The 10,478-nt window shown below is 44.6% G+C and carries 13 protein-coding genes and 2 pseudogenes; 7 read left to right on the top strand and 8 right to left on the bottom strand.

Features of this window, described 5'->3' with window-relative positions:
* A pseudogene (locus tag JGK36_RS31770) lies at positions 1 to 194 on the top strand (hypothetical protein); the annotation flags it as partial.
* Here JGK36_RS31770 and JGK36_RS31775 read toward each other — a convergent pair.
* From JGK36_RS31775 to rpaB, 8 genes and pseudogenes are all read right to left on the bottom strand, one after another.
* Positions 157 to 477: pseudogene (locus JGK36_RS31775) on the bottom strand (cation transporting ATPase C-terminal domain-containing protein); the annotation flags it as partial. The pseudogenes JGK36_RS31770 and JGK36_RS31775 overlap by 38 nt on opposite strands.
* Positions 478 to 619: 142 nt before the next feature.
* A complete protein-coding gene (locus tag JGK36_RS31780) occupies positions 620 to 1,885 on the bottom strand; it encodes a transposase (RefSeq protein ID WP_293197048.1) in 1,266 nt (421 codons plus the stop codon).
* Positions 1,886 to 1,984: 99 nt separating this feature from the next.
* Positions 1,985 to 2,947, bottom strand: coding sequence for a cation-transporting P-type ATPase (locus tag JGK36_RS31785; protein WP_293197047.1), 963 nt, complete (start codon positions 2,945 to 2,947; stop codon positions 1,985 to 1,987).
* 53 nt (positions 2,948 to 3,000) lie between these two features.
* The gene (locus tag JGK36_RS31790) at positions 3,001 to 3,456 is read right to left on the bottom strand and encodes a pyridoxamine 5'-phosphate oxidase family protein (protein ID WP_293180300.1); all 456 of its coding nucleotides are present in this window, start codon (positions 3,454 to 3,456) and stop codon (positions 3,001 to 3,003) included.
* Positions 3,457 to 3,708: 252 nt separating this feature from the next.
* The gene (locus JGK36_RS31795) at positions 3,709 to 3,855 is read right to left on the bottom strand and encodes a hypothetical protein (RefSeq protein WP_293180303.1); all 147 of its coding nucleotides are present in this window, start codon (positions 3,853 to 3,855) and stop codon (positions 3,709 to 3,711) included.
* A 141-nt stretch (positions 3,856 to 3,996) separates the two neighbouring features.
* Complete coding sequence (locus tag JGK36_RS31800) at positions 3,997 to 4,638, bottom strand: cofactor assembly of complex C subunit B (RefSeq protein ID WP_293180306.1); 642 nt, start codon at positions 4,636 to 4,638, stop codon at positions 3,997 to 3,999.
* 167 nt (positions 4,639 to 4,805) lie between these two features.
* A complete protein-coding gene (locus JGK36_RS31805; RefSeq protein WP_293197046.1) occupies positions 4,806 to 4,931 on the bottom strand; it encodes a hypothetical protein in 126 nt (41 codons plus the stop codon).
* Positions 4,928 to 5,659, bottom strand: coding sequence for a response regulator transcription factor RpaB (gene rpaB / locus JGK36_RS31810; RefSeq protein WP_071587789.1), 732 nt, complete (start codon positions 5,657 to 5,659; stop codon positions 4,928 to 4,930). Before rpaB ends, JGK36_RS31805 begins: the two co-directional genes overlap by 4 nt.
* A 164-nt stretch (positions 5,660 to 5,823) precedes the next feature.
* Between rpaB and radA the strand changes: the two genes are divergently transcribed.
* From radA to JGK36_RS31840, 6 genes are all read left to right on the top strand, one after another.
* Positions 5,824 to 7,380, top strand: coding sequence for a DNA repair protein RadA (radA, locus tag JGK36_RS31815; protein ID WP_293180312.1), 1,557 nt, complete (start codon positions 5,824 to 5,826; stop codon positions 7,378 to 7,380).
* Positions 7,381 to 7,425: 45 nt separating this feature from the next.
* Positions 7,426 to 7,656 (top strand): type II toxin-antitoxin system Phd/YefM family antitoxin, encoded by a 231-nt coding sequence (locus JGK36_RS31820; protein WP_293180315.1) that lies wholly within the window; start codon positions 7,426 to 7,428, stop codon positions 7,654 to 7,656.
* 113 nt (positions 7,657 to 7,769) lie between these two features.
* The gene (locus tag JGK36_RS31825) at positions 7,770 to 8,147 is read left to right on the top strand and encodes a hypothetical protein (protein WP_293180318.1); all 378 of its coding nucleotides are present in this window, start codon (positions 7,770 to 7,772) and stop codon (positions 8,145 to 8,147) included.
* On the top strand, positions 8,148 to 8,681 hold the full coding sequence (locus JGK36_RS31830) for a hypothetical protein (protein ID WP_293180321.1): 534 nt from the start codon (positions 8,148 to 8,150) through the stop codon (positions 8,679 to 8,681).
* A 386-nt stretch (positions 8,682 to 9,067) separates the two neighbouring features.
* Positions 9,068 to 9,922: a TIGR02587 family membrane protein gene (locus JGK36_RS31835; protein WP_293180324.1), complete on the top strand. Its 855-nt coding sequence runs from the start codon at positions 9,068 to 9,070 to the stop codon at positions 9,920 to 9,922.
* Entirely contained in the window at positions 9,919 to 10,335 is a 417-nt protein-coding gene (locus JGK36_RS31840; protein WP_293180327.1) for a TIGR02588 family protein, read from the top strand. Before JGK36_RS31835 ends, JGK36_RS31840 begins: the two co-directional genes overlap by 4 nt.
* The last annotated feature ends 143 nt before the right edge of the window (positions 10,336 to 10,478 follow it).

Genomic DNA, 10,478 nt, shown 5'->3' on the forward strand with positions numbered 1-10,478 from the left:
CACAAGAAATTCACTCTTTAGTGAAACAGGCATCTTGCCTGTTCCTAATTGTCAGCAACAGGCAAGATGCCTGTTCCACAAGAAATTCACTCTTTAGTGAAACAGGCATCTTGCCTGTTCCTAAACAAGTAATTGAGAATGGTGCAAAATGTGAGTTCAAACTGGCTTCTTCACAAGAACCTCAATCTTTTTAGCTGAACTGTAAACAATTTTCTTTCGTATTTCATCAGCGATTAGTATTAATGGTGGGCAGAGGATTAGCAGCGACCATTGCAAGGTCGATAGCGGTGCAGTCGCAAAGACTTTTTGTAAAGGTGGGAAATAGATAATAGATAGAATCAGTACGCACTCAACTGCAATTCCTAACCAGATCAAAGGGTTACTAAAAAAGCCCAAGCGAAAAATTGAAGTGCGCTCACTGCGGCAGGCGAAAACGTTTCCAATTTGGCAAGCTACGATCGCCGCCAGCGTCATAGTTGTGGCTTGATGTTGACACTCTCAGCGCTGAAGCGACTGAGATTCTTAAGACATTGCGGTCTTAATATCCTGATTGCTCAGGTTCCCAAACTCAGCACGTTTGCTCATAGAGGGTGCTGATATCTTTTGGGCGTTTAGGTGTTCAACACCAGGTTTCGCGTCCTGGCCCACGTACCATTCTCAAAGCTCGATCTCTGATAGTTTTTGCAGCACCAATATCGGCGTGTTCGTGATATCCACATTCCACACAGATAAACTTTTCTTCATCTCTATTTTCCTGGTCGATATGACCGCAATTTCTGCATTCTTGGCTAGAGTGCTTAGGATTAACTTTAATTACGATTTTTCCTTGCTTTGCAGCCAGATACTCAATCTTTAATCCTAAATCGCCCCAGCCTGCATCGGAGATAGCACGATTCAATCCCTTTTTCCTGGATTGCCCATTCTTCAGAAACCTCCCAGTTTTCTCATCACTTTTTACCTTGCATCGGCGCATCATCCCAGAGATATTCAAATCTTCTAAGGCGATTGCATCAATGCTTCTAGATACAATCTTATTCGCAGTTTTCCATTGATACGCTTGGCGTTTATCACCAATTTTTTGATGAAATCTGCTAACTTTGATAGCTGCTTTTTTGCGGTTTTTACTGCCTTTTGTTTTGCGGCTAACCCGTCTCTGTCTAATTTTCAGAGTACGTTTAGCTTTTTTGTTGGTTGAAAATCTAGGGTTCTCAATTTGGTAGCCATCAGAAAGATGAACCAGTTTAGTGAGTCCTAAGTCGCAACCGATTACTTTGGGATTGTTACCGAGAGCTTTGGGGCTGTATTCAGGTACAGACTTATCTTCTATTCTCACGGAAACATACCAATCATTCTGTCGTTTCCTAACTGTGCAAGCCTTGATGGTAAAACCACTTGGGATTGAGCGAGAGTTGTGAAACCGCATCCATCCCAGTTTAGGTAAGTAGATTTTATTGCCCTTAATTTTCACCCCCATCGCATAAGTAAAAGATGTAAAATTACTGCGGTTCTTGAATTTAGGAAAACCCCTACCTTCAAAGAAGTTTTGGTAGGCAATGTCTAAGCGTTTAACATTCTGTTGTAAAACTGTTGAGTCTATTCTACTATACCAAGGTCTAGCCATTTTTAACTCAGGTAATGCTGTAATCTGAATGTCACCAGCACTTCGACGAGGATTTCGACGCTTACCTTCAAAGTCAAACTTAGAATCTTTCCAAGGATTTCCGGTTGCGCCACTTTTACTTACGAAGCAGGTCAATGGTGAAGCTTCGCTTTTTGTTCTGATGTCACAGTAGTTACCCTGGATAAACTGCTGATTGTACTGACAGATTCTGTCATTCAAGCACCAATTATACTGGCTTCGCAGCATATCTATCCAATCCGACATTTTTGATGATTGTGTTTGATTGGGTCGCAACTTATAAACATAGTTTGTTAGCAATCTGGTTCACCTCCTTAGTTTGTATTTTAACGTCTTTCTCTGCTTTCAAGTGTTAAGAATTAAGAAAAATTCACGGCGGTTGAAACCACCCGTGCCGCTTACATCGAGCGGGCTGAAGCCTCTGAGTTTTCCGCTTGCCGAATGTTTTTTTATAAATGCCACAATAATCCCGATCGCAAAAATGAAGCTTTCCTTGAGTTCCATACCCACCAACAGGTTAGTCAGCAGAAACACCACAACACCCATGCCCAGGGCGATCGCCGTGATGACGTGCACCACGCTGTTGATTTGAACTTCCAGGGTGCTGGGTTCTCGTTTCACCGTTGTAGTGAGATGGGCAACCTGACCAAACTCGGTCTGAGTTCCTGTAGCGTACACGACCGCTAATCCACGCCCTGCCGCAACGGTAGAACCCGCAAAAACCAGATTGCTTGATTCGGAGGCACGCATCTTTTCAGTGGCTACAGGTTCCGCCGATCGGGCAACCGGCAGCGATTCTCCAGTCAGCACCGAGACATCGACATAACAAGACTGAGCCGAAACCAGTCTGGCATCAGCAGAGATGCGATCGCCCTCTTCCAATTGCAAGACATCTCCCGGAACCATCTCCCTGACGGGAATCTCACCTAGCGTCCCATCTCGATAGACTTTGGCTCGCGCGGGCAACATTTTATTGAGTGCTGTTAACGCTTGTTCTGCCTGGAATTCTTGCCAAAAACTGAAACCGGCATTAATCCAGATCACAGCCCAGACTGCCCAGCCGAGTTCTGGTGTACCCGAGACAAAAGCCAGTCCACCTGCAACCCAGAGCAAGAGAGCCATGAAATGAGTCAACTGATCGGTGAAGCGGAGTAATAGCGATCGCTTCGCTGGTTCGGGCAGTTCATTAAACCCGTAATGCTTAATTCTGATTGCTGTTTCTGCTTCTGAAAGTCCCTTTTGGGAAGTTGAAAGAGTTTCGTAGACTTGCTGAGTTGATAGTGTCCAAATAGGCGAATGAGATGCCATAAAAAGTCAACAAGTTGCCTCATAAGTTTGCTGCACGGTTGACAAGAGTGCTCCTATGGCTTCTTACTGCTGACTCCATCAGTGGTGCGCCCGCTGATTTCAGTTTCGTGGACGCGGTAAATTGCGATCGCCTCGGAACGTCCCTGACTATCAATCCAAGTGCGATTGATCGCAGGTGATAGCATGGGATTGCGCTCTTTGACGAGGTGCATTACTCGATCGAGATCTGCTTGCTCAGTCACGCGCAAAGCTCGACCATTGACAATAACACTGCGCCAATGAAGAGGCTCGCGTATTTCTTCAACCTGCAAACAAATTTCGGGATTCGCATCAAGATCGTGAGTCTTCATGCCGATCGTGGTAAACAGGTAAATGTCATCTGCTTCGAGATAATAATTCATGGGTATCACGTAGGGCTTGCCTTCGTGGATGCAGCCCAGATGACCGTATCCTACTGTGTGTAGGAGTTCGTGTATTTCTTTTGAACTCATTTCATCAATATCTAACATTACTATTTTCCTAAAGTTTTAGTTAATTAGTAGTATTCAATAGAAATAGTCCACGGTTTACATCTGTCATTAGATATAGTCGAGATCCTCACAAATCTTCTGCCCGCTTAGGAACGCAAATTAAATAATTTACACTCTTGAAAGTGGGATAGGCCAGAAGAACCCGTCCTTTCTGTACGGGTTCTCCTGCCCATCCCACAAGAATCATTAAATTGTAAGTTATTTAATTCTCATTACTTAATGGCTGCTTTTTTACCCACTGCTACGCTCGCTACAACTAAACAAGCTGTACCGAGGGCGATCGGCTCCGCCTGTTTCACCAAGCAAAATAGCCGAAGCCAGCAGGGTAAAAAATGGTTGCAACAACTGAATTTGACCTACCCCTGCAACTCCACCCATCGCCATCTCGTGATAGAATGTGCGTCAGAAAATAGCTTTTCCATGATTGAGACAATAACGTATTCTGACGCACCCTACGACTGTCTCTAGCCGAAGCTGCGGACACCAAAACCCTACCAACTAAAATCTAAAATCTAAAATCTAAAATTGGTTGAGGGTATTTTCTAGTTTTTCGGCAATGCCTTCAACCCAATTTTCATCTTGCTTGGTATAGCTGCGCGGCGCGTTAGCACCTAATATTAATACGCCTTGAGTGCCGATCGGCTGACAGATCACTCCTTGGGTATTTTCTGGCAAATAGTCGAATTCGATTTTGCCGGGATAAATATCGAGCTTTACTAAATAAACTGGTTTGTTTTTGTCGAGCACTCGCTGCAATATTGGCCCTGGCTTGACTTCGGGATTGATGCCTAAGATGCCGCGCCTCAATAAGACTTTTCCTTGATATACAATGACGATCGCCCTTGTGGCCGTATTTGTCAACAGCAAACGCGACGCCCAGGCTAATTCTAGCTTGACGGCATCGGGCAAATCCGGCGCCAGCTCGAAGCCTTCAGAGCCGGTAAGCTGTACCGAATCGGGCGATCGCGCTTGCACCTGTTGCCACAGCAAACCTGTTAAAATCAGCAGGGCGCTGATAATTACTCCCAAAACGTCCGATCGAGTTTGAGAGTCTGTAATTTGCTCTGTCAGTAAGCGGTTGACCACCAGCAGCGTACCTGCTAACCCTCCCGCAACTAAGGGTAATTGCCGCAATACTTTATTTGGATCAGATTTTGTCATTGGTCAGTTGATAGTTGACAGTTGACAGTTGATAGTTGACAGTTGATGGTTGATAGTTGTCATTTAGGCTTTGATGCACTCGCTCACCAAGAAACCGGGTTTTTAACCGAGATTGAGGGTTTTAACCAGTATTTTGGTTGAAAAACCCGGTTTCTGGATACCTATGCTTAAGTTTTATAAGGAGTAGTTGATAATTTAACAACTGCCAATTGCCAACTGCCAACTGCCAATTGCCAACTGCCAATTGCCAACTGCCAACTGTCAACTGCCAACTGCCAACTGTCAACTGTCAACCGACTTCGCCAATTTCGACAATGCGCTGGAATAGATAGCCGGTGCCGCGGGCGGTGAGAATTAATTCAGGATTGCTGGGGTCGTCTTCCAACTTTGCCCTCAGCCGGGAGATGTGAACGTCCACAACGCGGGTGTCTACGTGGCGTTCTGGCGTGTATCCCCAAACTTCTTGCAAAATTTCCGATCGCGAAAAAGGCTCTCCAGAACGGCTGACAAGCAGCTCTAACAAGCTGAATTCCATGCCTGTGAGCCGAATTCGTTCGTCGCCTTTATAAACTTGGCGCTTGTTGGTGTCAATCCTAATATTAGTTACGTGGATGACTCCAGAACTGGGAATGCCTGAAGCGCCGTTTTTGTCAACCCGGCGCAGTACCGAACGGATGCGGGCTTCGAGCTCTTTGGGAGAGAAAGGTTTGACGACGTAATCGTCGGCGCCCAATTCTAAACCGGTGATGCGATCGGCTACGTCTCCCAAAGCGGTTAGCATGATGATGGGTACGTCTGATTCTTTGCGTAACTCCTGACACACGCCGTAACCGTCGAGCTTCGGCATCATCACGTCCAAAACTACTAAGTCGGGTTCGGTGTTGCGAAATGTTTCGAGAGCTTCTTCACCGTCAGCAGCGGTGACGACATCGTAGCCAATCATGGAAAGGCGAGTCTCCAGAATGCGCCGGATACTGGCTTCGTCATCGACTACCAGAATTTTTTCTTTATGATTTTCCAAGTTACCGAGCACTCCTTAAGTTACATTTCAGATAATCTTAATTTTTTGTACCCTATCATAGAATATACAGATTGAATCGTGTATGGCGATCGGTCTGAAAGCTTGATAATTGCTTTAACTCAGACTTTTCTAAATGTTAGGGTGACTATTTATCATAGTAAACAATGCCTAAGCCTCGAATACAATATATTTGTCGGGAATGTGGGTATGATTCACCACAATATTTTGGCAGGTGTCCTAGCTGTCACAAGTGGGATTCTTTTGACGAGCAGTTAGAACCACATACTGCTGGTGGGCCACGGGCTGGTTTGACTGGGGTGACAACTAAGTCAGTGGGCGGTTCGCCTCCTGATAAGTCGAAGGGTCAACCAAAGGTATCTTTTAGATTATCGCAGATTTCCGACCAAACTCAGTCTCGCTGGCCTTCTGGCTATGGGGAACTCGATCGAGTTTTGGGAGGTGGGATTGTTCCGGGTTCGCTGGTGTTGATTGGCGGGGAACCGGGAATCGGGAAATCGACGCTGCTATTACAGATGGCGAATATGTTGGCGCGCAAGGATAGAATACTCTATGTTAGTGCGGAGGAGTCTGGTCAGCAAGTAAAATTGCGATCGCAGCGTTTGGGCGTGGCTAATCCGGTTAATTTGTCAAGCAATGGCGGAAATATATCTGATAGCAATGGGGAGGCTAAAACGGATTCCCAGGACAATTCAGCGGAGAATTTCTACTTGCTTCCAGAGACGGATTTAGAAGTTGTTTTGCGGGAGTTGGAAGCGCTGAAACCGAATGTGGCGGTGATTGATAGCATCCAAACTATTTATTTTGCTAATTTAACATCGGCTCCGGGTTCGGTAGCTCAGGTACGGGAATGTACGTCTGCTTTGATGCAGGTTGCAAAAAGGGAAAATATTACTTTATTCTTGGTTGGTCACGTTACTAAGGATGGATCTTTGGCGGGGCCGAGGGTTTTGGAGCATTTGGTAGATACTGTACTGTATTTTGAGGGCGATCGCTTTGCTTCTCATCGCCTTTTGCGATCGATGAAAAACCGTTTTGGCGCGACTCACGAAATCGGTGTTTTTGAAATGGTAGCCAATGGTTTGCGAGAAGTAGATAATCCGTCGGAGTTGTTTTTAGGCAATAAAGATGAATTTTCTCCGGGTACTTCGACGACTGTTGCTTGCGAGGGAACTCGACCGATTTTAGTGGAGATTCAGGCGTTAGTCAGCCCTGCAAGTTTTGGTGCGCCACGCCGTTCTACTACTGGTGTGGATAGTAGTAGATTGCAGCAAATTTTGGCTGTTTTGGAGAAAAGGGTGGGGATTCCTTTGTCTAAATTGGATGTGATTGTGGCGTCGGTAGGCGGGTTGAAGGTGGAGGAACCGGCGGCGGATTTGGGGGTGGCGATCGCAGTTGTGGCCAGTTTTCGCGATCGGGTAATTGATGCGCGCACAGTTTTGCTCGGAGAAGTCGGTTTGGGAGGACAAGTGCGGCCGGTGTCGCAATTAGAGTTACGGCTAAGGGAAGCGGCGAAATTGGGTTTCAAAAGGGCGATTATTCCTAAGAATCAATCCGTGCCAGATTTGGGGATGGAAATTATTCCGGTGGCTAGAGTGATAGATGCAATTATTGCAGCGATTCCGGCTACTCCTGCTCAGTTGCAGTCGGATGATATGGAAGTACAATCTGTTGATTTGGAGGAAGAGGATTTATCGAATTGAGTTAGAATGGTGATGTTGTAAATTGATATTAAGGAGGCACAAGTTATGTATCAAGTAGACATTGTTGAGGCTAAAGAAAAACTTCTGGAATTAATCGAAGCGGCGATGAGAGGTGAAGAAGTTGCCATTAGTAAAGATAATCAGCCTGTTGTAAAATTGGTAGTAATTCCCAAACAAGCTAAACCCAATCGGCAAGCAGGGAGTGCTAAAGGAATGGTTTGGATGTCCGATGATTTTGACGAACCTCTAGAAGAATTTAAGGAGTACAGATCATGAGGCTGTTGTTCAACACTCATGCCTAAACACGATCAAAAGAAAAAAAATATCGTTGTTTAGCAACAAACATTATGAGACGATTGCGAATAACCACACTTATTCAAGTCATAGTTATGGCAATCGTAACACTCTATCACGGTACAGATATTGAGAGTGCATTGGATATTTTGAATAACGGGTTAAATGGCGATCGCTTGCTAGTTTTGCAAACTCAGCCTGTACAATTAGGTCAAGGTTGGTACGCTGCGTTAGATCCAGAAGTAGCCTGGTTCTTTGCTGCCCTATCACCAGGTTTAGACGATTTAGGCTGCACAGTTATTGAAATGTCTTTGCCTGTGGTAGAATTAAACTATCTGCTGGATAGAGGAGAAGCTAGAATTGAGCCAATTGCCAATGTGATGTTCTCCGCACAGCAAATATGGTTTTCAATTAATGCCTTTGATTTTTTAAATGAAAAAGCTGACTTTCAACCTTGCCAGGAAGCAGGATAAATGAAAAACAATTACACCATGAACGATTTAAAAATTCGTTCTACAAATCGTACAACTACAGATAATGGCATTACTGCACATACTCATACTGTGTTGTTTGAGCGTCTGCTGACAGTTGAAGAACAGGAACAATTCACACAAATATTAAATAGTGTTTGCGAAACATTTGATTCATCACAAGGTTTAGATAATAAGTTTTTAGCTAATCCTCAAGTGACATTCACTGATCCTAACCAGGTACATTATACAGTGAATCAGCGCATTTTTGCAGGTTCGTGGAAGGATGAACTATTTGCTAGGTTAGTTGCATTTAGTCAGGAAGTTGCTAGTATTGCTGAACATGATGGAAATCCTGTCTTTAGCAAACTAACAAAGTTAAAGCAACTGCAAAAGTGGGCACAGTCACAGATTGACAATACTGCCCAACCTGAAGTTAGACCTGATATTGCAATTACAGTGTTGCAGTTAATTGATGAAGTTGAAAGGTTGCAGAATCAAGTTAAGCAAATAGAAACTAAATCACAAACTGCATAATGTTGTAAAAAACCAGATATAACAATCACGAAAGCCTACGAGTTTCCAGCAAAAGTCACAGAGGGCGGGAAAATAGAATTTCCCGATACCATCTTAAAATACTTAGCAGCTAACCAAGAAGTCAGAGTTATTGTTCTGGTGAAAGAAACAACTGATACAGAAGAGGAAAATTCTGCTATATTGGTTTGTAGTGAGGACTTTAGTCCGCATCCATTCCGAGGACTAAAGTCCTCACTACAAACCTTTTTTATTGCGCGTAATCGGACATGACATAATATAAAATCTCTGTCCCGGGTTAGAGAAAGAATACCATAAATATTGTATTATAGAGAATGTTTAAAAAATAGTTAATTTCCCAATTTTTAGAGGCGCGTTTTCACTCAAATATGAACAAGTCAAAAAGACGTAAAAATCAGTGGTCAAATGAACTAAACGATATCATTCGAGGTGCATCTGGCGGATTTTTGTTCGGGATTCCGCTGCTGTATACGATGGAGGTTTGGTGGATCGGTTCCTCTACTAAACCAGCGCAAATGTCGATCGCCATTATAACTACTTTTATCGTCGTTTTCTTGCTGACTCGCACTGAAGGCTTTCGCAAAACTAAGGACATCCGGTGGCGGGATGCTGCAATCGATACCGTAGAAGCGATCGCGATTGGCATTGTCTGCGCCGCTGTTATCCTGTTTTTGCTCCGGGAAATTACGCCGGATACTCCGCTGCAACAAGCTTTGGGGAAAATCATTTTTGAAGGCTTGCCCTTTGCCTTGGGAGTGGCCCTGGCAAGCGGTTTCTTGAGTGGCGATCGCTATCAAAGCTCAGACAGCGACAGCGAACCGATGATTAATCCCACTTTAGCAGATATCGGTGCTACTTTAATTGGCGCGATGATAATTGCTTTCAACATCGCCCCAACTGACGAAATTCCCATGCTAGCGGCAGCTATTTCGCCACCTTGGCAATTAGCAATTATCGCCGCTTCGCTGCTAATTTCCTACGGTATTGTATTCGCAGCCGACTTTACTTCTCAAGCAAAACGCCAGCAGCAGCGAGGAATTTTTCAGCGTCCCCTCAGCGAAACTGTGATGGCGTATTTAGTATCGCTGGTGGCTTCTGCATTTATGTTGTTTTTCTTCCACAAACTCAGCTTTGACGACCCTTGGTCTGTTTGGTTGGGCTATACGTTAGTATTGGGATTGCCGGCGACTGTTGGCGGCGCGGCGGGGAGGTTGGCGGTATGAGTGACAGTAATGCCGAAAGTAAAATGGAACAACCGGAAAAAAGAACTTTTGCTGAATGGGTAACATTTGCGATCGCCTGTTCGATCCTGTCTACCATCACCGGACTCGTACTTTACAACTGGGTGACTAAAAAACAGGAACCTCCTGTGATTTCTGTGACTCGCAACGAGCCAATTCGCGCCACCAAAGGGCAATTTTACGTACCGTTTAAAGTTACTAACACGGGCGGCGAAACGGCAGAATCAGTGCAAGTTGTAGCGGAACTGCGCGTCAAGGGCGAAGTCTTGGAATCTGGAGATCAGCAAATTGATTTTTTGTCAAGCGGTGAAACTAAAGAAGGAGCTTTTATCTTCAGCCGCAACCCCAGTCAAGGTGAATTGATTGTGCGATCGAGCAGTTATCAATTGCCTTAAAAAAGCTCAGATTCGGGAGTTTCAATATATCAAAAGTCAATTGATATAGCGGTTCTCAGAAAGATTCGCGGACGTTGTTGGGCTTGGGCCCTCTTGGTTTCAGTGGTTATATAACCTGTCAGTCATACCTCACCTTTTTGAGA

It is taken from the genome of Microcoleus sp. PH2017_35_SFW_U_B (genome assembly GCF_020737865.1).
Lineage (GTDB): Bacteria > Cyanobacteriota > Cyanobacteriia > Cyanobacteriales > Microcoleaceae > Microcoleus.